The organism is Micromonospora nigra (genome assembly GCF_900091585.1).
In the GTDB taxonomy this organism is placed as follows: domain Bacteria; phylum Actinomycetota; class Actinomycetes; order Mycobacteriales; family Micromonosporaceae; genus Micromonospora; species Micromonospora nigra.
In genome coordinates this window covers 1208636-1229852 of the sequence record NZ_FMHT01000003.1, presented here as the reverse complement: position 1 = coordinate 1229852, position 21217 = coordinate 1208636, and the positions used below count along the sequence as shown (strand labels likewise).

Sequence of the window (21217 nt, the reverse complement as noted above, 5' to 3'; positions counted from 1 at the left end):
TTACTCCCCTTCTGCTGGAGCTGCGCTATCGCGCACGTTATCGCGCCGGGGCGACGAACCGACCACCACCGCCACGGTCGTGCCGCTGGGTTGGCGCGGCCTGATCTCCAACCGGCCCCGGATACGTTCCGCCCTCTCGGCCATGATCGCAAGACCGTAGTGACCGTCGACGCGCTGGTCACCGATGCCGTGACCGTCATCCGACACTTCAATCTGCGCGTACGGCGGGTCCACCTCGCAGGTTACCCAGAGGTTCGCGGCACCGGCGTGCTTGCGGGCGTTGGTGACCGCCTCCTGGGCGATCCGCAGCAACTCGGCCTCGGTGGCGGCGGGCAGCCGCGCGGTGGACTCGTCCAGCGACAGGTGCACCCGCAGGCCGCCGGACGCGCCGACGGTGCGGGCGTACTCGGCGATCGCCGCGGCCAACCCACCGTGCCGGTCCACCTCGCTGCGCAGCTCGAACAGGCTCAACCGCAGCTCGGTGATCACCCGGGTCACCTCCTGGCGCAGCAGCCGCAGCGACTCGGCGGTCTCCTCGGCGTCGTCGTGCACCGTGGCCAGCGCGTTGTCGATGCCGTAACCGACCATGACCAGTTCCTGGGCCACGCCGTCGTGGATCTCCCGGGCCAGCCGCTGCCGCTCCTCGTTGGTGGCCAGCGAGCGCACCTCGTCGAACAGCAGCGCCGCCTCCAGGCGCAGCGCCGCGGGGCTGGTCAGCGCGGTCACCCGGGAGACCACCGGCGGCGGGTACGCGTGCGCGGCGTCGGTCTCCAGCACCACCAGGCCGACGGTGCGGACCCCGGCCACCAGCGGCACGATCAGCGCGGAGACGTCGCCGCCGGTGTGCGAGCGCGACTGCGACCTGGCCGCGGTGTGCGGCTGCTGACTGGCCCAGGCGTCGGCGATGGCCGAGTCCGCGTCGAGGGTGGTCTCCCAGTCGACCCGCTCGACGCCGATCTGGGCGAGCACCACCAGCCGGCCGCCTCCACTGGCCGACAGCACCGCACCCCGGTCGGTACGGGTCACCGTGCGCAGTTCCTCGAGCAGGTGTTCGGAGATCCCGCCCGGGTCGAGGGTGGCCCCCGGCAGTTGCCGGGCGACGGTGCGCAGCTGCGTCAGCAGCCGGGTCGCCTCCGCGTACGGCTGGGGTTCCCCGTCGGTGCGTACCCGCATGACCCGGTGCAGCGTGCTGGCCGCGTGGAGGCCCAGCGCGGCGAGGATCAGCCACTGCGCGCAGACCGCGAGGTAGCCGGGCTGGGCGAGCTGGCGGACGCCGTCGACCTCGGTGAAGGCCCCGGACACCAGCAGGGTCGCCGCGGTGACCGCGAGCAGCGCGGCACCCTCGCGGAACCTGCGGCGCAGCGCGGTCACCGTCACCGGCACCGCCAGGTAGGGCAGCACGGCCGACGCGCCCAGCCCACCGAGCTGCGCGGAGACGGTGGCCACGGCTCCGACCTGGCTGGCGGCCAGTCCCAGCAGCACCACCTCGGCCACCCGGCTCAGCGGGCCCAGCAGCCGGTGCTGCGGGGCGAGCAGCGCGGGTAGGCCCGCGATGGCCAGCAGCACGATCCACCAGAGCTGACGGACGTCGTGTGTGGCCAGCAGCGTCAGGACGGCGACCAGCGCCAGCATGACCACGCGCGCGGCGGCGGCGAGGGGATGCGGACGGGCCGGGACCGTTGTGGAGGCGGGCACGTGACGGATGGTAGTCAGCCCCGGTAGATGTCGGCGATCTCCGCCGCGTAGGTCTTGTGGACGACCTGCCGCTTGACCTTCAGCGAGGGGGTCATCTCACCGGTGGCTTCGGTGAAGTCGTGCGGCAGGATGCGGAACACCTTGATCGCCTCCGCCCTGGAGACGGCCTGGTTGGCGGTGTCGATCGCGCCCTGGATCTCCGCCCGCAGCGCCTCGTTGTCGCGGAGCGACTCCACCGGCGTGTCGGCCGGCAGGCCGGCGCCCTCCAGCCACGTCGGCAGGGCCTCCTCGTCGAGGGTGACCAGCGCGGCGATGAACGGCTGCCGGTCACCGACGACCACGCACTGGCTGACCAGCGGGTGCGCCCGGACCTGGTCCTCCAGCACGGCGGGGGCGACGTTCTTGCCCGCGGCCGTCACGATGATCTCCTTCTTGCGCCCGGTGATCGTCAGGTAGCCCTCGTCGTCGAGTCGGCCCAGGTCGCCGGTGCGGAACCAGCCGTCGGCCGTGATCGCCTCGGCGGTGGCCGACTCGTTGCGCCAGTAGCCCTGAAACACGAGGTCGCCGGTGATGAGGACCTCGCCGTCGTCGTCGATGCGGACGGTCACGCCCGGCAGTGGCCGGCCGACGGACCCGATCCGGATGGCCGAGGGCAGGTTCGCAGTGGCGGCCGGCGAGGTCTCGGTCAGGCCGTAGCCCTCGTAGATGGTCACGCCGATGCCGCGGAAGAAGTGCCCCAGCCGGGCGCCGAGCGGCGCGCCGCCGGAGATCGCGTCGCGGCACCGCCCGCCCAGCGCCGCCCGCAGCTTGCGGTAGACCAGCTTGTCGAACAGAACGTGCTGCGTGCGTAGCGCCAGGCCCGGCCCGCGCGAGGTCTCCAGCGCCTCGCTGTACGCGATGGCGACCGCCTCGGCCCGGGCGAAGATCGTGCCCTTGCCCTCGGCTTCGGCCTTCTGCTTGGCGCCGTTGTAGACCTTCTCGAACACCCGGGGCACCGAGAGCACGAAGGTGGGCCGGAACGCCTGTAGGTCGGCGACGAGGTTCTTGGTGTCGGCGCTGTGCGTCATGGTGGCCCGCGCCTGCACCACGCCCACCTGGATGAGCCGCGCGAAGGCGTGTGCCAGCGGGAGGAACAGCAGGGTCGACGCGCCCTCGCGGAAGAGGTTCGGCAGCACCGGCACCGCGTTGGCGATGTCGGCGTACATGCTGCGGTGGGTGAGCACGCAGCCCTTCGGGCGACCGGTCGTCCCGCTGGTGTAGATGACGGTGGCCACGTCCCCGGCGTGCCGGCCGGCGCGTCGCCGGTCGATCTCGGTGGGATCGACCGACGCGCCGGAGGCGACCAGGTCGTCGACCGCGCCGAGGTCGATCTGCCAGAGGTGGGTCAGGTCGGGCAGCCGGTCCCGTACGCCCGCCACGAGGGTGGCGTGCGCGGTGGTCTCCACCACGCAGGCCACCGCGCCGGAGTCGGCCAGGATCCAGGCGGCCTGCTCGGCGCTGGAGGTCTCGTAGATCGGCACGGTGACGGCACCGGCGGCCCAGATGGCGTAGTCGAGCAGGGTCCACTCGTAGCGGGTGCGGCTCATCAGCGCGACCCGGTCACCGGGCTGCACGCCGGCGGCGACCAGGCCCCGGGCGACCGCGGTGACCTCGTCGCGGAACTGCCGGCAGGTCACCTCGACGGGGGCCTGACCGGCCGCGCCGGGTCGGATGAACTGGACCGTCTCCGGGGCTGCCGCGGCATTGTCCCAGACCGGGTCGGTGAGGTTGGCCGAGTCGCCGACGGTGACGATTGGTGGGACGGAGAACTCGCGCACCTGCACTCCTCGTGGTCGGACTGGCCGGGGCCGCCACCTCGGGACGGCTCTGACGAAACCTACCTGCCCGCTGATATGGGCTGCACAGGCAGGTTGCCTGGTCCCGGCAGGTCGCCCCGCCCCCGCGCCCCCGACGGGCGCGACATGCGGCACACGAGTGGATCATTCCGAGGGGCCCGCCGGGCGGGTAGCCTCCCGGACATGGCGGACTCCTCCACCCAGTCGATCACCATCGACGCGGCACCGGCCCAGGTGGCCGCGGTCATCTGCGACTTCCCGAGCTACCCGGAGTGGACCGAGGCGGTTCGCGACGTCGAGGTGGTCGAGGAGTACGAGGACGGCTACGCCAGCCAGGTCCGGTTCACCATCGACGCCGGAGTCATGGCCGACGAGTACGTGCTCGCCTACGAGTACGCCGAGGACCTGACCCGCATCGAGTGGCACCTGGTGGCGCCGTCGAAGATGCAGCGCAGCCAGCGCGGCTCGTACGACCTGGTGGCCGGGGCGGGCGGTGGCACCACGGTGACCTACACCCTGGAGGTGGAGCTCTCCGTGGGGATGCTCGGGATGTTCCGGCGCAAGGCCGAAAGAATGATCATGGATACGGCGTTGAAGCAGCTCAAGCGCCGGGTAGAAGCACCTGGTTCGGTGCAGTGACACGGCAGGCGCCCTGACGGCTCAGGGCGGCTGTGGCGACCCGGTCACCACGGTAGAGGAGCCCCGCATGGGTACAACGGAACCGGGTTCGGCCCGGGAGGAGGCGGAGCGACTGGTCGCCACGGTGCTGGCCACCGCACGGATCGCCGCGGCAGCTCCGGGGGCGGGGCAGTGGGGTCCGCTCGGTGGGATCGTGTCGGGTGTCCTCGGTCACAACGCCAGGTCGGGCGCGTCCGACGCCGGTTCGAGCACCGGTTTCACCACCGGTGCCGCCGAATGGGCTGTATGTCCGGTCTGTCGGGGCATTGCCGCGTTGCGTGATCCCAGCCCCGAGTTCGCCGAGCGACTCGCCACCGGGGCCGGTGACCTGGCTGCCGGCCTGGCGAGCTTCCTGCGCGCCTTCGCCCCGGCCGACACCCCGTCGGCGTCCCCACCGGAGTCGGCCGACGGCGCGACCCCGGCCGCCGACGCTGACCACGTGTGGCGCGAGGCCACCCGTAGCGGGCATGATTCTCCGTCGGCGCCGGAGCGGGACGTCTGGTCCGCCGCGACCCGGGCGGGGGACGTGGTCGTCCCGGCCGCCGCCGCTCCGCCCGTCGACGCAGCCGGGCCGGCCGCCGCGGTGCCCGTCCGCACGTCGGCCGAGCGTCCCGTGGTGCCCGTCTCGCGGGAGCCCGGCGACGAGGAGAGCGCACCGGGCGACGGAGCCTGACCACCGGACAATCCGGCATCCGACCACGGGCGGTTCCGCCCGGATGCCGGGCAGCACAGCAGAGGGGGAGGCAGCGGTGACGCTGACCATCGGAGTCGACGTCGGTGGAACGAAGGTGGCCGGCGGTGTCGTCGACGACACCGGCACGGTCCTCGTGCACACCCGACGGGACACCCCCGCCGATGACGTCGGCAAGACCCGGGACGTCATCATCGAGCTGGTCACCGAGCTGGCCGCCGGCCATCACATCGAGGCCGTCGGCATCGGGGCCGCGGGCTGGATCGACGCCACCCGCTCCACGGTGCTGTTCGCCCCGAACCTGGCCTGGCGGGACGAGCCGCTGCGGGCGTACGTCAGCACGGCCGTCGGGCTGCCGGTCATCGTGGAGAACGACGGCAACGTGGCCGCCTGGGCGGAGTTCCGCTACGGCGCCGCCCGGCACGCCGACGACTCGATGGTGATGTTCACCATCGGCACCGGCGTCGGCGGCGGCATCGTGCTCGGCGGCGACCTGGTACGCGGCGCCCACGGTATCGCCGCCGAGCTGGGCCACATGCTCACCGTCCCGGACGGTCACCAGTGCGGCTGCGGACGCCTCGGCTGTATCGAGCAGTACGCCAGCGGCAGCGCCCTGGTGCGTTTCGCCCGCGCCGCCGCCCGGCAGGAGCCGCACCGGGCCGTCGCCCTGCTGGAACTGGCCGGCGGCGACGCCGACGCGGTCACCGGCCCCATGGTCACCACCGCCGCGCAGGGCGGCGACCCCGTCTCCGCCGAGGCGTTCGCGCAGGTCGGGCGTTGGCTCGGCACCAGTCTCGCCGACATGGCGCAGATCCTCGACCCGCAGGTGCTGGTCGTCGGCGGCGGTGTGATCGACGCGGGCGAGCTGTTGATGGGCCCGACCCGCCGGTCGTTCGCCGACGCCCTCGCACAGCGCAGCCGACTGCCGGTGGCCGAGATCCGCCCGGCCGAGCTGGGCAACACCGCCGGGGTCATCGGCGCCGCCGACCTGGCCCGCCGGATCTAGGGCGGGTGGGATGAGCCAGGCTCCGGGCGTGCCGCTGCGCGTCGTGTCGTACAACGTCCACGGCCAGCGCGACGACACCGCCGCGCTCGCCGAGGTGGTCCGCGCCGCCGCGCCGGACGTGGTGATCGTGCAGGAGGGGCCCCGCCGGTTCCGTTGGCGGGAGAAGTCCGCCGCGCTGGCCGAGTCCTTCGGGCTGGTGGTCGCCGCCGGCGGGCTGCCCTCGCTGGGCAACCTGCTGCTGACCAGCCTGCGGGTGCGGGTCACCGGCACCCGCTGCCGGCGGTTCCCGCTCACCCCGGGTCGGCACCTGCGCGGCGCCGCGTACGCCGACTGCCGGGTCGGTGGCGGCGCGCGGTTCACGGTGGCGGGTTCGCACCTGTCGACCGATGCGGCCGAGCGGCCCGGTCAGGCCGCCCTGTTCAAGCGCGACCTCGACGAGGTGACGCTGCCGGTGATCGCCGCGGCCGACCTCAACGAGGGCCCCGACGGCCCGGCCTGGGCAACCGTCGCCGCCGGGCTCACCGACGCGGCCGTGGCCACCGACCGCGCCGACCGGCTCACCTTCTCCTGCGCGAACCCGAGCCGGCGCATCGACGCCCTGTTCGTCGACCCCCGGATCCAGGTGGTCGACTACGACGTGGTGGACACCCCGCTGACCCGGCGGGCCAGCGACCACTTCCCGGTCCTGGTCGACCTGCTGCTGCCCGCGGCCGACTGACCGGCGACACCGCGCCGGGGGCTGGACATACCGCTGTCGTTGTGGAGAGGATGCAGCGCGTCCCGGCACTCGTGCCGCACAAAAGGAGATCACCGGTGCCCACCTCCACCGACCCCGGCCGGCCCGACCCGGAGGCGAGCACGCTCGCCCTGACCCGTGACGGCCGCCCGGTCTCCGACCGGGGCGACACGGTCTGCGTCGTCGGCGCGGGGGCCAGCGGCCTGACCGCCATCAAGAACCTGCGGGAACACGGCTTCGGCGTCGACTGCTACGAGCGGGAGACCGGGGTCGGCGGCGCGTGGAACTGGCGACACGACCGCAGTCCCGTGTACGCCAGCACCCACCTCATCTCGTCGCGGCCCTTCACCCAGTTCCCCGACTTCCCGATGCCGGACGACTGGCCGGACTACCCGCACCACAGTCAGGTGCTGGCGTACTTCGAGCGGTACGCCGACCACTTCGACCTGCGCTCGCACATCTGGTTCGGCACCGAGGTGGCCCGCGTCGAGCCCGTCGAGGGTGGACGGTGGGACGTCACCACCCGCAGCACCGGCGGCTACGGCCCGGAACGCACCTCCCGGTACGCGGCCGTCGTCGTCGCCAACGGGCACAACTGGTCACCGAAGCTGCCCCGGTACGAGGGCCTGGAACAGTTCCGCGGTGAGGTCATGCACGCCTCGTCCTACAAGGACCCGACGCAGCTGCGCGGCAAGCGGGTCCTCGTGGTGGGAGCGGGCAACACCGGCTGCGACATCGCCGTCGAGGCCGCCCAGCAGGCGTCCCGGTGCTGGCACTCCACCCGACGCGGCTACTGGTACGCCCCGAAGTACGTGCTCGGCCGTCCGGCCGACCAGGTCAACGACGCGCTGCTGGCGTTGCGGGTGCCGCTGCGGGTGCGGCAGTGGCTCTATCACTGGACGCTGCGGCTGACCGTCGGCGACCTCACCCGGTTCGGGCTGCCCCGACCCGACCACCGGGTGTACGAGACCCACCCCATCGCCAACAGCCAGCTCGTCTACTACGTGGGGCACGGGGCGATCAGGCCGGTGCCGGACGTCACCCGCTTCCACCCGTACGCCGTCGAGCTGTCCGACGGTCGCGAGATCGATCCGGAGCTGGTCGTCTTCGCCACCGGCTACCTGCCGCGTTTCGAGTTCCTCGACCCGCGGATCCTCGGTGACGGCGAGGGGGCGGGCCGGCCCCGGCTGTGGCTCAACGCCTTCGTCCCCGGGCACCCGACGCTCGCGGTGGCCGGCCTGGTGCAGCCCGACTCCGGCATCTTCACCCTGTCGCACTGGCAGACGGTGCTGTTCGCCCGGCTGCTGCGGCTGCGCGCCACCCGACCCGACCGGGCCGACGCCTTCGCCGCCAAGGTCGTCGCGGGTGCCGGTCAGCGTTACTCGGGGCCGGTCAAGGACTCCAGCCGGCACTGGTTCGAGGTCGGCCACGCCGACTACCTGCGCGCCGTCCAGCGGGCGCTGCACGACCTGGAGGGCTCCCGGTGACCGGGTGGGGTGCGGTGCGGCGGCACCCGCCGTCCGAGGTGGCGGCCGGTGTGGTGGGCGGATGTGGAGCACGGCGGAGCACTGCCGTCGAGAGCGGGGAGGCCGGTGTGGCCGCCGTGCGGCGGAGCGGCCCCGCGGTGGTTGGCGAGAGGCGGGCACAGTGACGCGGACGGTCGAACGGGTGCGGATCATGCGGGGGCGGGAGTGGGCCCGCCCGGTCCGACCGGTGACACGGGAGGTGCTCGGCGTCGTCCCCGACGTCGAGGAGGGCCGCCCACCGCTGCTGTTCGTGCCGGGCTTCGGCCACGGTGCCTGGGCGTACGCCGAACACTGGCTGGCGCACGCCGCCGACCGGGGCTTCCCCGCCCACGCGGTGAGCCTGCGCGGACACGGCGGCAGCGGCGCGGCGCCGGAGGCGACGCTGCGGGCGTACGCCCACGACGTGGTCCAGGTGGCCGCGGGCCTGCCGCGCCAGGCGGTGCTGGTGGGACACGGCGCCGGGGCCCTGGTGGTGGCGCACGCCCTGGCCCGCTACCCGGCCCGCGCGGCGGTGCTGGTCGCCCCGGTGCTGGGAGGCTGGGCGACGGCGGTCACCGCGCTGCGCCGCAACCCGCTGGGCACCCTGCCGGCGGCGGTCGGCGCGGGACTGCGGCTGCACCGCCGTCAGCTCTTCAGCCGGGAGCTGCCCGACTCCGACGCCCGGCGGTACGCGGCGAGGTTGGGCCGGGCCGGGTGGCGCGCCCAGTGGCAACTGCTGGCCGGCGCGACCCCGGAACCGGCGGTCGGCGGGCCGCCGGTGCTGGTGCTCGGCAGCCCGGACGACCGGGTGGTGCCGCCGGCGGCGCTGACCCGCGCGGCGCGGCGGTACGGCTCGGCGCCGCTGCTGTTTCCCGGGATGGGGCACGACATGATGCTCGACGCGCGCTGGCGGGAACCGATCGACGCGATCCTGGACTGGCTGGTCAAGGACCCGACGGCCGACGACGGTCGCTGACCGGCCGGGGTCTGCGGCCGGTGGGTCAGCCGGTGGTGGGGTCAGCCGGTGCGTTGAGCCGGGCCAGCAGCGAGCCGGATTCGTCGAGAGCCGTCAGGTAGGAACGGGCCCAGGCCCGGATGTCGTGCCGGTGCAGGTGGTCCCGCATCGCCCGCATCCGGGCGCTCACGTCGGCCTCGTCGGCCCGCAACGCCGAGAGCAGTCCGCGCTTGAGGCCCTCCAGGTCGTGCGGGTTGACCAGGTACGCCTGCGGCAGCTCGGCGGCGGCCCCGGCGAACTCGCTGAGCAGCAACGCCCCGGTGTCGTCCAGCCGGGCGGCGACGTACTCCTTCGCGACGAGGTTCATGCCGTCGCGCAGCGGAGTCACCGCCATCACGTCGGCGACCCGGTAGAGGGCGGCCAGCTCCGCCCGGTCGAACGGCTGGGTGAGGTAGTGGATGGCAGGCTCGCCGACCCGGCCGAACTCGCCGTTGATCCGGCCGACCTCGCGCTCGACCCGGTCGCGCAGGATCTGGTACTGCCCGACCCGTTCCCGGCTGGGCACCGCCACCTGTACGAGTACCGTGTCGCGCACTTTCACGTGCCCGTCGGCGAGCAGCTCGCTGTACGCCTTGAGCCGCTGCTCGATGCCCTTGGTGTAGTCCATCCGGTCGACGCTGAGGATCACGTGGTCGGGGTTGCCGAGGTCGTTGCGCAGCCGGCGGGCCCGGTCGGCGACGTCCGGGCGTTGGGCCAACGCGCCCATCTCGGTGGTGTCGATGGAGACCGGGAAGGCGCCGATGCGCACCACCCGGTCGTCGACGGCGATCCGCCGGTCGGTGGCGGGCAGGCCGAGGACCTTGGCCACCAGTTGGGCGAAGTTGTGCGCCGCCTGGGCCCGCTGGAAACCGACGAGGTCCGCGCCGAGCATGCCGCGTAGCAGCTCGGCCCGGCGGGGCAGCTGCATGAACAGCTCGGGCGGCGGGAACGGCACGTGCAGGAAGAAGCCGATGCGCAGGTCGGGCCGCAGGGCCCGGAGCAGCCCCGGCACCAGGTGCAGGTGGTAGTCCTGCACCCAGACCACGGCACCCGGCTCGGCGACCTCGGCGGCGGCCTCGGCGAAGCGCTGGTTGACCCGCTGGTACGCCTCCCACCAGCGTCGGTGGTGCTCCGGCTGCTCGACCGCGTCGTGGTAGAGCGGCCACAGGGTGGCGTTGGCGAACCCCTCATAGTGGTCGCGTAGGTCTTCGGCGGTCAACGGGACGGTGTGCATGCGGACGCCGTCGACGTCCGGCAGCGCGGGCGCGGGACCGGTGCCGCCCGCCCAGCCGACCCAGGTGGCGGGGGTGTGCCGCAGCAGGGAGTGCAGGGCGCTGACCAGCCCGCCGGGGCTACGGCGCCATTCACAGGCCCCGTCGGGTGCCACGCTGTCGTCGATGGGTAGGCGGTTGGCCACCACCACGAGGGAACTCTGTCGCATCTCGGGCATTCCGATCAGCAGGGGAGTGACCGCCCTGTGGGAGAGGAACCGGGCAGTCAGCGGGGGACGTGACGTACTGCGGTATTCCTACTGACAGTAAGTTACACCACTGTTACGTCCCCGTCGTGGGGCCGGTGATCGTTCCGGAATGCGGGCGGGGACAGTCGGCCGGTCAGACGACCGCGCCGTCGTCGGGATCCTCGTCGCCGTCGCCGGGACGCAGCCGCCAGATCAGGGTCGCGAAGCCGGCGAGGACTCCGGTGAACCCGAGCAACGTCGCCACCCCCCGGTCGACGGGCAGCAGGTCGGGGGAGAGGAAGAGGACAAACCCCCCGACCACCGCCAGCACCCCCACGGCCGCGAACTTCGAGATGCGCGGCAGCGGCGGGGGAGGGGGCGGAACGTAGCGATCGTCGCCGCTCTCCTCGTCGGGCAGGTTCGCGCCGAAGGTGTCCAGCCCGTCCAGCAGCGAGGGCTCGTCCTGGTGGCCCCGGCCGAGGGAGATGCCCGACACGTCCGCCGCGTAGGGCAGCCGGCGCACGTCGGTGGCTGTCGGCCCCGTGATCTCGTCAGCGCCGGAGCGGACCGTGCTGCCCGGCGGCGGCTGCGGCGCGTCGTCCAGGTCCTCGGCCTCCGGCCAGGGACGTTCGCCGGAGGAGGTGGTGTGGAAACCGGCCACGATCCGGGCCCACTCGGCGTCGACGTCCGGTTCCTCGCGCCCCCGGTCACCGCCCGTCTCGTCCGCGAGCTGGGTCAGGTAGTCCCGTGCGGTGCGCAGGTGGGAACGGTCGACGTAGAGCCGGTCGACCGGACGGGACGGCACGGTGGTGGTGCGGGTGACCGGGTTCAGGTCGGCGGAGGGCTGGAGGTAGGCGGCGATCCCGCCGGCGGCGAGCACGTCGAGCAGGTGCTCGCCGACGCGCGGATCCACGTCGCCGGCGACGGCGTACTCGCTCGCGTCGAGCCCGTTGTCCCGTCGTCCCCGACGGGCACCACCCGCTGACACCGGCCACCCTCCTCGTCGCGCCCGTGCGCGTCGTGTCCGCCCCTCGACGCCCATCGCACGCTGTGCCTTGAATCGTGACACGTCGGCACGGGGTTGCGGGAGTGCGTTGTGTCGCGTCTTCCAAAGTCGTCGCCCGACTGCTGGTCGCGGCCCGGCACCAATGTCCGTTTGCGCGCTGACCGCGAGGGGACCGCCGGGCTGAAGGGCGTGAGCCACGCCGGTCCGGGCGTCCGTTGTGGTGCGCGGCCCGCAGTTCGTAGGCTCGCAGGCGACGGCAGGCGCCGCCGGAGACGACCCGGGCGGCGCCGTCGCGCCCCACTCTCGTACGAAAGGACGCCGGTGCTGTACTGGCTGTTGAAGTACGTCCTCCTGGGCCCGCTGCTGAGGGCGGTCTTCCGCCCACAGGTCGAGGGTCTGCACCACGTACCGGCCACCGGCCCGGTCATCCTGGCCAGCAACCACCTGTCGTTCTCCGACTCGATCTTCACCCCGTTGATCACCCCACGGAAGGTCACCTTCGTGGCCAAGGCCGAGTACTTCACCGGCCGGGGGATCAAGGGCTGGCTCACCCGGATGTTCTTCGTGGGCACCGGCACCATCCCGGTGGACCGCTCCGGCGGCCGGGCCGCCCGCGCGGCGCTGGACACCCAGCTGGCGGTGCTCCGCGCCGGGGGCGTCGCCGGCATCTACCCGGAGGGCACCCGCTCGCCGGACGGGCGGCTCTACCGGGGCAAGACCGGCGTCGCCCGGCTGGCCCTGGAGAGCGGGGCACCCGTGGTGCCGGTGGTGATGCTCAACCTCGACGAGATCCAGCCGCCCGGCACGCTCATCCCCAAGGTCAAACGGGTGCGGATCCGGTTCGGCGCGCCACTGGACTTCTCCCGCTACGCCGGCCTGTCCGGCGACCGGTTCGTCGAGCGGGCGGTCACCGACGAGATCATGTACGAGCTGATGGAGCTGTCCGGCCGCGAGTACGTCGACACGTACGCCCAGAAACTCAAGCTCCAGCCCGCCGCGACACCGGCGGAACCCGTCGTCGCCTGAGGGGCGCAGCGGGGCTGAACCGGGCTGGGCACACCTTGGGCGGGCAGGGGCGGGCAGGTGCGGGGCGGGCGGCTCGGGGGCGGCGGCGTGGTTCAGCAGGCCAGCGCGGCGGAGGGCGGTTGGGCCAGGTCGAGCAGGACGGGGGCGTCGTTGCGCAGCGCGAAGGCGCGCACCTCGACCAGCGGCCCCGTGGCTGCCGCCCGGTCACCGGCCCGCTGCAGTTCGCGGGCCGCGAAGGTGAGCGCCAGCATCCGGTCGGTGACGTCGGGGATCCCCGCGTACGTGTCGGCGGCCGCCACGAGCAGTTCGGCGGCGTGCCGGTGGTCGCCGTCGGCTCCGGCCAGCGCCCCGGTCACGGTGCGCAGGGCCGCCTCCGACCAGGGCGTGCGGTGGCCGACCTGATCGAGCATGGTGCGCACCCGCACCGCGGCCTTGCGTCCGGCGAGGGTGGCCGCCCAACCCGCTGCGGCGATCCACTCGCCGCTGGCCAGGGCCGGCACCGCCGTCCACGAGTCGGCCAGTTCGTCGACCAGGGCCGCGGCCTCCTCGGTGCGCCCCTGCACCGCACGGCACAGCGCGCCCATCGCCAGCATCGTCCAGTGCAACCGGTGGAAGCCGCTGCGGCGGGCGGTGTCCAGGGCGGCGGCCACGTCGTCGCGCGGCGGTGGCCCGGTGGCGACGGGCCCGGTGGCGACGGGCCCGGCGGGCACCGGCTGGCCACGCAGCACGAGCAGACACGACCGTAGGCCGCGGACCTGCATGTCCCAACCGCCCGTCGGGGTGTCCACGAACGCCTCGGCGGCGGTCAGCAGCCGGCCGAAGTCGCCCTCGAACCAGGCGCGCATCGCCTCGGCCGAATAGCTGGTGGTCAGCGTCTGCCCGCTCGCGGTCCGGGCCGGTGCCGCCGACAACAGCGCGTCCGAGCGCAGCCAGTCGCCCTCCTCCCGAACGGCGTACGCCAGGTTCTGGGTGGCCCGGGGCAGCGCCAGCAGCTGGCCCGCCCGGCTGAACTCCACCAGGGCGTACAGCTCGTCCAGGCCGGCCCGGTCACCCGCCTGGTACCGCGCGGTGGCCGCGGTGATCCGCGCGTTGGTCCGGGTCTCGGTCAACCTCAGCCGCTCGCCGATCTCCGCCGCCGTGTCCGCCGCCGCCACCGCCGGATCGCGCTCGTAGTTGAGCATGTGCAGCCGGCCCAGTTCGGCGTACGCGTCGGCCTTCTGGGCGCTGTCGGGCAGCGGCTCGAACAGCCGCACCGCCCGGTCCAGGCAGGCCAGCGCGGCCGGCCGGTCGGTACGCAGCCAGGCCGCCTGCCCGAGCAGCGTCCAGGCGCGGGCCGCGCAGGCGTCGTCGCCGTGGGCGATCAACCGGTCGGCGAGGGTCTGGAGCTGCACGGGCCCACCACCGGAGAGGAACGCGTTGCCGTCGCGGTAGAAGGAGATCTCGGTGCTCAGCAGCTCCAGCTGCAACCGGGCCGTCGGATCCGAGTCGTCGACGAGGCCGAGCGCCCGGCCGGCGTGGCCGGCGGCCGCGTCCAGCCCGTGCAGCGCGTACGCCCGACGGGCCGCCCGGTGCAGCGCGGCCCGCGCGGGCCCCGCGTAGCGGCGGGTGTCCACGCCCAGCGTCCGGGCGATCTCGTGGGCCGCCCAGCGGTGGTGGGCCAGCACCTCGGCCAGGTCGGTGTCGCGGCTGGAGGACAGGGTGTCCAGCCAGTCCGCCGTACGCTCGTGCCGGGCGACCCGCTCGGTGCGGGGCAGCCGCTGGTAGCAGACGTCGCGCACCAGCACGTGCCGGAACCGGTACTCCGGCTGCCCGGCCATGGTGGAGGTCGCCTGCTCGTGGACGAAGTCGCGCTGTTCGAGCCGACGCAGGGCGCGCTCGACCGACTCGACCGGCTGCCCCAGTGCGGCGGCCACGGCCCCCGGCCAGAACTGCACCCCGACCACCGCCGCGGCCAGCAGCACCGCGCGGTCCTTCGCGTCGAGCAGGTCGACCCGGTTGGCGATGACCGCGTGCACGCTCTCCGGCATCGGCAGGTCGAGGTGGTCGTCCAGCGACCAGCCCCGCCCGGAGTGGCGTAGCGCCCCCTGCTCGATCAGCATCCGCACGTACTCGTGGGCGTACAGGGGATTGCCGCCGGCCACCTCGATCAGCGGGGTCAGCAGGTCGGCGGAGAAGGGGGCCGGGCCGAACATGTGCGCGTACAGCGAGGCGATGCCGGTGTCGCGCAGCGGCGGCAGGGTGATGGTCACCGACCCGGTGATGGTGCCCGCCCAGCTCGGATCGCGGTCGACCAGCTCCGGCCGGGCGGTGCACAGCAGCAGCAGCGGCACGTCCCGGGCCGCCGCGCCGAGCAGTTCCACGAACCGCAGCATGGCGTCGTCGGCCCAGTGCAGATCCTCGAAGACCAGGACGGTGGGTCCGCGCGCGGCCAGCGCGAGCAGGAAGCGCCGCCACGCCGACTCGGCCTCCTCCGCGGGCAGGGCGGTGCCGGGCAGGCCGACCAGGGGGCGCAGCGCGTCGGTCACCCGGTCCCGCTCGCCGGGGCCGACCAGTTCACCGACCAGTTCACCGACCGCGACGCCGAGACGTTGGGCGGCGCTGCCCGCCGGGTCGGTGTCCAGGATGCCGGCCTCGGCCTTGACGATGTCGGCCAGCGCGGCGAACGTGACGTTCTCCCCGAACGGCGGGCAGCGCCCGGTACGCCAGGTCAGCGGCTCGTCCACCAGCCGGTCGGTGTGCCGGTGCAGTTCGCGCAGCAGCCGGCTCTTGCCGATGCCGGCCCGCCCGAAGACGGTCACCACCTGTGGACGGCGGTCACGCAGGCTGCGGTGCAGGGCGTTGACCAGGATGCCCAGCTCGTGTTCCCGGTCGATCAGGGGTGTGGTGTCCGGTTCGCGGTCGGTGGGCTGGCGGCGTACGGGCGCCAGCGCCAGCCACACCTCGGTCGGCGTGGACCTTCCACGCAGGGTGACCGGCGGCTGTTCCGAGTACCGGATGGTGTCCCGGGTCAGCGCGTGGGTGGTGCCGCAGACCAGCACCCCGCCGGGCGGCGCGACGGACTGCATGCGGGAGGCGGTGTTCACCACGTCACCGGCCACGATGGCCTGCCCGCCGTCCCGGGCGGCGGCCACGTCGACCAGGGCCTCGCCGGTGGCCACCCCGACGCGGAAGCGCAGCCCGTCGGTGCCGGTGGGGGCGAACCGGGTCAGCACCCGCTGCAACTCCAGGCCGGCCCGTACGCAGCGCTGTGCGTCGGTCTCCGTGGCCACGGGCGCTCCGAACAGCGCCATCACCGCGTCGCCGATGTACTTCTCCACCACCCCGCCGTACTGGCCGACCACGCGACGGGCGGCGGAGAAGAAGCCGGTCTGCATGCCCCGGACCAGTTCCGGGTCGGCCCGCTCCACGTACGGGGTGAAGTCGATCAGGTCGACGAAGAGCACGCTGACGCGCCGGCGGTCCTCCTGGGGGATGACCGGCGGGCGCTCCGCACCTGCCCTGGGCGCGCCGCAGGACGTGCAGAAGGCGACGTCCCGGCCGAGCGGACGCAGGCAGTGTGGGCACACGGCACCGAGCTCCGCCCCGCAGCTACCGCAGAAGCGGTCGCCCTCGGCGGCGGTGCGTCCACAGCGGTCACACTGCGCGGCGATGACACCCTCCACTGGCGAGCGGCCGACGCCCGACGGCGTCGGTTGACAACGAGTATCCTCGGCCGCCCGTGTTGTCGGGTACCGGGCTGTTGGTTTGCGGACACCGCGTCGGGCTCCGTCGTCGGTGCCGAACGGCTAGATTCAGGCGGCCGATCGTCAACCGCTGACCAGGGGGGAAGTTCCATGGTTTTCGTCATGCTGCAGAGCGACTGGACCGACAGCAGCGGGGTCACCCACCTCGCCGGTGACTCCGTGGACGTCGACGCCGCGACACTCGCCGCGCTCCAGGCGCAGGGCATCGTCAGCGAGCAGTCCGGTGGAACCAAGGACGGCACCGACTGGGCTGGGCCCGGCGGCACCGACTGGGCCGGGCCGGGCAGCACCACGCCCTGAATCGCGCACCCGCCCGACGCGGGGTCGGCGGCGTGGGACGCCGCCGACCCCGCGCGTCGTCTCAGCGGTCGCTCGGGGCGTGGCGGCGGGGCCGGCCGGGTCGGCGGCGGGTCAGGGCCGGGTCACCGTCACCCGGCGGGTCAGCGGTCGCTCATCCCCGCCCGGCGGCGTAGCGCCGCCACGTCGGTGACCACGATGCGTCGCCCCTCGGTGCGCAGCCAGCCGCGGTTGGCGAACGAGCCGATCGCCTGGTTGACGCTCTGTCGCGAACCACCGGCCATCTCGGCGAGCTGGCTCTGGTTCAACTCGATGGTGATCATGGGGGCCTGGCTCTCGCCGGCGAGTCGGACCAGGGTCTTGGCGACCCGGCCGGGCAGGTCGAGGAAGACGTGATCGGCGTTCTGCTCGGTCAGCCGGCGGATGAGGGCGCCCAGCGAGCGCATCACCGCGTCGAGGATCCGCGGGTTCGAGTGGACCAGGTCCATGAACGCCGGACGGGACAACGCGAGCGCGGCGCAGTCCTCGATGGCCTCAGCGGACGCCGACCGGGTGGAGGCGTCGAGCAGCGAGACCTCGCCCAGCACGTCCGGCGGTCTTATCACCGACAGCACCGCACGCTCGCCGGTCGGAGCGGTGCGGAACACGGCGACGGCTCCCCGGCGCAGCACGATCAGCGACTCGCCCGGATCGTTCTCCACGAACAGCAGCTGGCCCTTGCGGTAGGTGCGCGGCACGGCGGCGGCGATCACCCGTTGGCGGGCCTCGGCCTCCAGCCCGGCGAACATCTCGACACCCGTGAGCGCGTCGCCTGGCTCCGGCAGGCGCATCTCCACGGTCCCACCCCTCCCCGGTCAAGGACCACACCGCTCACCGCGTGAACCCTGACGGCCCCTGACTAGGTGAACTGACGCCGGCTTCCCGCCGGCAGCGGTACACATCAGATCATGACGCTCCGGTCGCTTGCTGTACACCCCTGAAATCACTTCCGTGACCGTTCCGAATCCCGGTGCGTGGCGCTCTGACCTCCGGGAACGCTCCCGGCGAGGGGTCGGCGGCACCGTCGCGCCCGGGTTCGTCGCTTCCCGCCCGCCCCGCGGACCGCGTGGTCGACCCCCGGCTCCGCCCCGCCCGCGCGGTGCGGGTCGGCGTGGGCGAGGATGACGCAGATGGTGTACCGCTACTTTTACGACTGCGAGTTCATCGAGGACGGCCGGACCGTCGACCTGGTGTCGATCGGCGTCGTCGACGAGTACGGCCGCGAGTTCTACGCGGTCTCCACGGAGTTCGACGACTCCCGCGCGGTGCCGTGGGTGCGGCGCAACGTGCTTGACCGGCTGCCGTCCCCGGCCGACCGGGCCTGGCGGTCCCGCCAGCGCATCCGCGACGAGCTGTACGAGTTCCTCGTCGAGCCCGTCCGGGGTCGTCCGGGGGAGCAGGTGGAGCTGTGGGCCTGGTACGCCGCGTACGACCACGTGGTGCTGGCCCAGTTGTGGGGGCCGATGACGGCGCTGCCACGGGAGATCCCCCGGTTCACCAAGGATCTGCGCCAGTTGTGGGACGACCGGGGCCGCCCGCCGCTGCCGGACGCCGACGCGGCCCGGCACGACGCCCTGGTCGACGCCCGGCACAATCTGGCCCGCTGGCGGACGATGACCGGTTCCTAGGTTTGCTCCGCACCGTCTGGGGCACGGGGTTCGGGATCACCGACCCGAGGAGGTTCGGGATCACCGACCCGAGGAGTCGCCATGACCGACGAGTCCACCACTGATCCCCGTGGCAAGGTCACCGAGCTGATCCGGGACGCGGGAGTCTGCATGTTCACCACCACGTCGTTGGACGGCCGCCTGGTGAGCCGGCCGATGGCCCTGCAGGAGGCCGAGTTCGACGGTGAGCTGTGGTTCTTCGCGTACGCCGACTCGGCGAAGGTGCGTCAGCTGAGGGTCAATCCCGAGGTCAACCTGAGCTTCTCCGACCAGAAGCGGCAGTCCTGGGTGTCGGTGTCCGGCACCGCCCGGGAGGGCTTCGACCGGGCGAAGGCCGAGCAGCTGTGGAGCCCGCTGCTGAAGGCGTGGTTCCCGGACGGGGTGGACACCGCCGGCCTGACCCTGGTGACCGTGCACGCCACCTCCGCCGAGTACTGGGACTACCCCAGCGGGCGGGTGGTCAGCCTGCTCGGCATCGCCAGGGTGCTGGTGACGGGCAAGCCGCCGGGGGGTGACAACCGCCAGGTCGACTACTGACCGGTAGCCGGGTGGGGGTCGGGGCGCGTGTGTCGGGTCGCCCGGACGGCGACTACAGTGCGCAGTGACGGCCCGCCCCGGGCCGGCAACGGCGCCGATGGTCTGTTCTGACCCATATCCTGGGGCTTTGTCGGGCTTTACCTGATGATCCCCAGGAGGATGAGCAATCATGCGTATCGGCGTGCTCACCGGCGGCGGCGACTGCCCGGGTCTCAACGCGGTCATCCGGGCGGTGGTCCGCAAGGGCGTCGCCAGTTACGGCCACGAGTTCGTGGGCTTCCAGGACGGCTGGAAGGGCCCGCTGGAGGGCCTGTCCCGCCCGCTGGGCATCGCGGAGGTGCGCGGCATCCTGCCGCGCGGCGGCACCATCCTCGGCTCGTCCCGGACCAACCCATTCAAGATCGAGAACGGCGTCGAGCGGATCAAGGAGAACCTGGCCGCCCAGGGCGTCGACGCGCTCATCGCCATCGGCGGCGAGGACACCCTGGGTGTGGCGACCAAGCTCCACGAGCTGGGCGTCAACGTCGTCGGCGTACCGAAGACCATCGACAACGACCTCGGCGCGACCGACTACACCTTCGGGTTCGACACCGCGGTGAACATCGCGATGGAGGCCATCGACCGGCTGCACACCACCGCCGAGAGCCACCACCGCACCCTCGTCGTCGAGGTGATGGGCCGGCACGCCGGCTGGATCGCCCTGCACGCCGGCCTCGCCGGCGGTGCCAACGTGATCCTGCTGCCCGAGCGGCAGTTCGACGTCGAGCAGGTCGCCGGGTACGTCGAGAAGCGTTTCCAGCACCAGTACGCCCCCATCGTCGTGGTCGCCGAGGGCGCCCAGCCGCTGGACGGCCAGATGGTCCTGCACAACCAGGAGCTCGACGCCTTCGGCCACGTCCGCCTCGGCGGCATCGGCCAGTGGCTGGCCGAGCAGTTGGAGGCCAAGACCGGCAAGGAGGCCCGCACGGTCGTGCTGGGGCACATCCAGCGCGGCGGGACCCCCACCGCCTTCGACCGGGTGCTCGCCACCCGGCTGGGCCTGCAGGCCATCGACGCCGTCCACGAGGGCGACTGGGGCAAGATGGTCGCCATGCAGAGCACGGACATCGTCCGGGTGCCGCTCGCCGACGCCACGGCCGAGCTGAAGACCGTTCCGCTGGAGCGGTACGCCGAGGCCGAGGTGTTCTTCGGCAGCTGATCGTCCCCGGTGTCGCGGCGGGCTTCGGCCCGCCGCGACACCGTGCCACCAGGAAGGGGTACGGCCGATGGCGGGTGCGGTGCACACGGTCGCGGTGATCGGAGCCGGCAAGATCGGCGAGTTGATGCTCTCCGGGCTGCTGCGCTCGGGATGGCCCGTGGACCGGTTGCTGGCCACGGCCCGCCGGCCGGCCCGCGCGGAGGAACTGTCCGCCCGCTACGGCGTCCGGGTGGTCGACAACCTCACCGCCGTCGACGAGGCCGAGGTGCTGGCCATCTCCGTCAAGCCGCAGGACGCGGCGGCGCTGCTGGAGGAGATCGGGCCCAAGGTGCCGGCAGACAAGCTGGTCATCTCGATGTGTGCCGGCCTGCCGACGACCTTCTTCGGTCGCCGGCTGCCCGACGGGACTCCGGTGGTGCGGGTCATGACCAACACCCCCGCGCTGGTCGACGAGGCGATGACCGCGATCTCGGCGGGTGCGCACGCCACCGGCACCCACCTGGCGCTGGCCGAGGAGATGTTCAAGCCCCTCGGGGCGACGGTCCGGGTTCCCGAGTCCCAGCAGGACGCGGTGACCGCCCTGTCGGGCTCTGGCCCCGCCTACTTCTACCTGCTGGTGGAGGCGATGGTCGACGCCGGCATCCTGCTCGGCCTGCCCCGCCAGGTGGCGCACGAGCTGATCGTGCAGACCGCGATCGGCTCGGCGGTCATGCTGCGCGACTCCGGCGAACACCCGGTGAAGCTGCGCGAGGCGGTCACCTCGCCCGCCGGCACCACCATCTCCGCCATCCGCGAGCTGGAGCGCCACGGCGTACGCGCGGCCCTGCTGGCGGCCCTGGAAGCCGCCCGCGACCGGGCCCGCGAGCTGGCCGCCCAGATCGACTGAGCGTACCGGCGCCGAGAGCACGCGGCGCCGGTCCGGCGCTGGTGCCACGCGGATCGCGGCAGGTCGCGGTTTCCGGGCCGGTCGAAGGCGCGAGTCGCGGCGTCTCGTGCGGCGTCTGGTGCGGCGACGGGTGGCCGGTCGGCCCTCTGCACCTGCCCGACGCCGAACCCGTCGAGGCCGCGGGTCGTTCCGGTGAGCGTGGTGCCCCATACTGGCCCG

General features: G+C 73.2%; 18 protein-coding genes. 12 read left to right on the top strand and 6 right to left on the bottom strand.

Annotation, left to right across the window (positions count from 1 at the left end; all coding sequences use genetic code 11):
• Positions 1-1695 carry a sensor histidine kinase gene (locus GA0070616_RS04785; protein WP_091076883.1) on the bottom strand — a complete coding sequence of 565 codons (1695 nt, stop codon included), beginning with the start codon at positions 1693-1695 and terminating at the stop codon, positions 1-3.
• A 14-nt stretch (positions 1696-1709) separates the two neighbouring features.
• A complete protein-coding gene (locus GA0070616_RS04780; RefSeq protein WP_091089887.1) occupies positions 1710-3512 on the bottom strand; it encodes an AMP-dependent synthetase/ligase in 1803 nt (600 codons plus the stop codon).
• Positions 3513-3713: 201 nt separating this feature from the next.
• Between GA0070616_RS04780 and GA0070616_RS04775 the strand changes: the two genes are divergently transcribed.
• The 6 genes from GA0070616_RS04775 to GA0070616_RS04750 all read left to right on the top strand — a co-directional run bounded on the left by GA0070616_RS04775 (position 3714) and on the right by GA0070616_RS04750 (position 9122).
• Entirely contained in the window at positions 3714-4169 is a 456-nt protein-coding gene (locus GA0070616_RS04775) for an SRPBCC family protein (protein ID WP_091076880.1), read from the top strand.
• Positions 4170-4236: 67 nt separating this feature from the next.
• On the top strand, positions 4237-4881 hold the full coding sequence (locus GA0070616_RS04770) for a hypothetical protein (RefSeq protein ID WP_091076876.1): 645 nt from the start codon (positions 4237-4239) through the stop codon (positions 4879-4881).
• Between the two features lie 76 nt (positions 4882-4957).
• A complete protein-coding gene (locus GA0070616_RS04765; RefSeq protein ID WP_091076872.1) occupies positions 4958-5905 on the top strand; it encodes an ROK family glucokinase in 948 nt (315 codons plus the stop codon).
• Positions 5906-5915: 10 nt separating this feature from the next.
• Positions 5916-6623, top strand: coding sequence for an endonuclease/exonuclease/phosphatase family protein (locus tag GA0070616_RS04760; RefSeq protein ID WP_091076869.1), 708 nt, complete (start codon positions 5916-5918; stop codon positions 6621-6623).
• Positions 6624-6718: 95 nt separating this feature from the next.
• Positions 6719-8128 carry a flavin-containing monooxygenase gene (locus tag GA0070616_RS04755; RefSeq protein ID WP_091076865.1) on the top strand — a complete coding sequence of 470 codons (1410 nt, stop codon included), beginning with the start codon at positions 6719-6721 and terminating at the stop codon, positions 8126-8128.
• Between the two features lie 190 nt (positions 8129-8318).
• Positions 8319-9122: an alpha/beta hydrolase gene (locus tag GA0070616_RS04750; protein WP_091089883.1), complete on the top strand. Its 804-nt coding sequence runs from the start codon at positions 8319-8321 to the stop codon at positions 9120-9122.
• Positions 9123-9147: 25 nt separating this feature from the next.
• Here GA0070616_RS04750 and GA0070616_RS04745 read toward each other — a convergent pair whose 3' ends face one another.
• Together GA0070616_RS04745 and GA0070616_RS04740 are read right to left on the bottom strand one after the other, a co-directional pair.
• Positions 9148-10581, bottom strand: a complete 1434-nt coding sequence (locus tag GA0070616_RS04745) for an alpha,alpha-trehalose-phosphate synthase (UDP-forming) (RefSeq protein WP_091089880.1) — start codon at positions 10579-10581, stop codon at positions 9148-9150.
• Between the two features lie 172 nt (positions 10582-10753).
• The gene (locus tag GA0070616_RS04740) at positions 10754-11587 is read right to left on the bottom strand and encodes a hypothetical protein (protein WP_091076861.1); all 834 of its coding nucleotides are present in this window, start codon (positions 11585-11587) and stop codon (positions 10754-10756) included.
• Between the two features lie 339 nt (positions 11588-11926).
• Between GA0070616_RS04740 and GA0070616_RS04735 the strand changes: the two genes are divergently transcribed.
• The gene (locus GA0070616_RS04735; protein WP_091076857.1) at positions 11927-12631 is read left to right on the top strand and encodes a lysophospholipid acyltransferase family protein; all 705 of its coding nucleotides are present in this window, start codon (positions 11927-11929) and stop codon (positions 12629-12631) included.
• A 92-nt stretch (positions 12632-12723) separates the two neighbouring features.
• On the opposite strand, the gene GA0070616_RS04730 is transcribed toward GA0070616_RS04735, so the two are convergent.
• The gene (locus GA0070616_RS04730; RefSeq protein WP_091076854.1) at positions 12724-16293 is read right to left on the bottom strand and encodes an ATP-binding protein; all 3570 of its coding nucleotides are present in this window, start codon (positions 16291-16293) and stop codon (positions 12724-12726) included.
• Positions 16294-16476: 183 nt separating this feature from the next.
• On the opposite strand from GA0070616_RS04730, the gene GA0070616_RS04725 reads away from it, so the two are divergent.
• The gene (locus GA0070616_RS04725) at positions 16477-16674 is read left to right on the top strand and encodes a hypothetical protein (RefSeq protein WP_245712656.1); all 198 of its coding nucleotides are present in this window, start codon (positions 16477-16479) and stop codon (positions 16672-16674) included.
• 140 nt (positions 16675-16814) lie between these two features.
• Here GA0070616_RS04725 and GA0070616_RS04720 read toward each other — a convergent pair whose 3' ends face one another.
• Complete coding sequence (locus GA0070616_RS04720; protein WP_091076847.1) at positions 16815-17507, bottom strand: Crp/Fnr family transcriptional regulator; 693 nt, start codon at positions 17505-17507, stop codon at positions 16815-16817.
• A 333-nt stretch (positions 17508-17840) separates the two neighbouring features.
• Between GA0070616_RS04720 and GA0070616_RS04715 the strand changes: the two genes are divergently transcribed.
• The 4 genes from GA0070616_RS04715 (at position 17841) to proC (ending at position 20998) form a co-directional block, all read left to right on the top strand.
• Entirely contained in the window at positions 17841-18338 is a 498-nt protein-coding gene (locus tag GA0070616_RS04715) for a polyadenylate-specific 3'-exoribonuclease AS (RefSeq protein ID WP_091076844.1), read from the top strand.
• Between the two features lie 81 nt (positions 18339-18419).
• Positions 18420-18914 carry a pyridoxamine 5'-phosphate oxidase family protein gene (locus tag GA0070616_RS04710; protein WP_091076840.1) on the top strand — a complete coding sequence of 165 codons (495 nt, stop codon included), beginning with the start codon at positions 18420-18422 and terminating at the stop codon, positions 18912-18914.
• 169 nt (positions 18915-19083) lie between these two features.
• Positions 19084-20112 carry a 6-phosphofructokinase gene (locus tag GA0070616_RS04705; RefSeq protein ID WP_091076837.1) on the top strand — a complete coding sequence of 343 codons (1029 nt, stop codon included), beginning with the start codon at positions 19084-19086 and terminating at the stop codon, positions 20110-20112.
• 67 nt (positions 20113-20179) lie between these two features.
• A complete protein-coding gene (proC, locus tag GA0070616_RS04700; protein WP_091076833.1) occupies positions 20180-20998 on the top strand; it encodes a pyrroline-5-carboxylate reductase in 819 nt (272 codons plus the stop codon).
• Positions 20999-21217 lie beyond the last annotated feature (219 nt).

Excerpts from the sequence above, each read along its gene's own strand:
- GA0070616_RS04775 (WP_091076880.1), top strand. The coding sequence starts at position 3,714 with ATGGCGGACTCCTCCACCCAGTCGATCACCATCGACGCGGCACCGGCC.
- GA0070616_RS04770 (WP_091076876.1), top strand. The coding sequence starts at position 4,237 with ATGGGTACAACGGAACCGGGTTCGGCCCGGGAGGAGGCGGAGCGACTG.
- GA0070616_RS04760 (WP_091076869.1), top strand. The coding sequence starts at position 5,916 with ATGAGCCAGGCTCCGGGCGTGCCGCTGCGCGTCGTGTCGTACAACGTC.
- GA0070616_RS04750 (WP_091089883.1), top strand. The coding sequence starts at position 8,319 with ATGCGGGGGCGGGAGTGGGCCCGCCCGGTCCGACCGGTGACACGGGAG.
- GA0070616_RS04745 (WP_091089880.1), bottom strand. The coding sequence starts at position 10,581 with ATGCGACAGAGTTCCCTCGTGGTGGTGGCCAACCGCCTACCCATCGAC.
- GA0070616_RS04725 (WP_245712656.1), top strand. The coding sequence starts at position 16,477 with ATGCTGCAGAGCGACTGGACCGACAGCAGCGGGGTCACCCACCTCGCC.
- GA0070616_RS04715 (WP_091076844.1), top strand. The coding sequence starts at position 17,841 with ATGGTGTACCGCTACTTTTACGACTGCGAGTTCATCGAGGACGGCCGG.
- GA0070616_RS04710 (WP_091076840.1), top strand. The coding sequence starts at position 18,420 with ATGACCGACGAGTCCACCACTGATCCCCGTGGCAAGGTCACCGAGCTG.
- GA0070616_RS04705 (WP_091076837.1), top strand. The coding sequence starts at position 19,084 with ATGCGTATCGGCGTGCTCACCGGCGGCGGCGACTGCCCGGGTCTCAAC.
- proC (WP_091076833.1), top strand. The coding sequence starts at position 20,180 with ATGGCGGGTGCGGTGCACACGGTCGCGGTGATCGGAGCCGGCAAGATC.